At 61.7% G+C, this 1,351-nt stretch carries 1 protein-coding gene; it reads left to right on the top strand.

What is annotated here, in order from left to right; genetic code table 11:
• Positions 1-323: 323 nt before the first annotated feature.
• The coding region (locus BUA40_RS14170) for a TolC family protein (RefSeq protein ID WP_178299686.1) at positions 324-1,351 on the top strand (1,028 nt) is incomplete at its 3' end.

Genomic DNA, 1,351 nt, shown 5'->3' with positions numbered 1-1,351 from the left:
GAGTTCGTGTCGCCCGTGGTGGACAAGTCCAGCATGCTGCGCACCGTGAAGGTCATATTCGACAACACGGACCTGGCCGTCGAGCCGGGTGTCACGGGGAAAATCCTGCTTAAATGAGTTTCCGCGCCGTAAACATCATCGCCACCCTGGCTGTAGTTTCTACCCTTGCCGCCGAAGACAGGGGCGACTCGCTGTACCTGGATTTCGGGACGGCCCTACAGGCCGTGCTCACCAACAACGCCGACGTGACGGAAGCGAAGTTCGCATGGCTCTCGGAATCCGAGGCGGCCACGGGGGCCTACGGCAAGTTCGAGCCGAGGCTTGTGGGCCGCGCGTTCAAGGAGACCGCCGAACGGCCCGGCGCACTGTTTACGGAGACAAAGGAAGAATACAAGATAGGCGTACAGGGGGCGCTCCCCACCGGCACCGAATATAACGTGGGGTTCAACCAGGCCACCTACACGCACAGCGACTACACCTCGGAACTCTACTTCGGCGGTGAGCTGCGCCAGCACCTCCTCAAGGACGGCCCGCTGTTCTTCTCGGCCACGAACGAGCTGGAACAGGCAAGGCTCCGCAGGGAACTCGCCTACCAGAAATACCGCGACGCCCTGAACGATGTCCTGGAAAAGTTCTGCGACGCCTACTGGAACTACTACTACGCCGACCGATTCCTGGCTTCGGCGACGGAATCGGCCCGCGTGGCAAAGGACATCGTGGAAGATGCGGGCAAGCGGCTCAAGCAGGGTCTGCTTTCGCCCCTTGACTATAGCAAGGCCGTCGCGGAGTATTCCGACCGCGAGTCGGCAAGGCTCGACGCCCTCGACAAGCTGCGCGGCGCAAGGCTTACGCTGTTGCTCACGCTGTCGTCCGGCGAATACATCCACGACCCCCGCCCCATCGCCATGCGCCCGGACCTTGCCCCCGATTCGGCGGCAAGGCTCGACTCGCTCACATTCCTGGATTCCATGTCGCTCATGCACCCGGGCTACCTATCGCAAGGGGCCGAGGTCATGCTCCGCGAATCGGAACTTTCGGCAAGGCGGGCAGACTGGCTCCCCACCGTGGACCTCGTGGGCAATTACGGCATAAGGAGCAGGAACGACAAGGCCCGCGAGGCCGTGAGGAACTTCAAGACCGAGGGCAAGCGCCAGACCGTGCTTGCGGGCGGCATAGAGATAAACATACCGCTGTTCGGCGGCGTTGCCGAAAGACACCGCATATCGGCCCAGAAATACAGCGTAAGGGCCGCCCGTACAAGGCTTATGCTGTTGCAGGCGCAAATCTTCGAGGAATACCGGATTCTGCAGAACAGGGCGCAAGAAATCCGCGAACAGTGGCGCTACGGGCA

The organism is Fibrobacter sp. UWT2 (assembly GCF_900142545.1).
Classification (GTDB): domain Bacteria; phylum Fibrobacterota; class Fibrobacteria; order Fibrobacterales; family Fibrobacteraceae; genus Fibrobacter.
The sequence above is the reverse complement of the archived record's forward strand: the minus strand, read 5'-3'. Positions and strand labels throughout refer to the sequence as shown.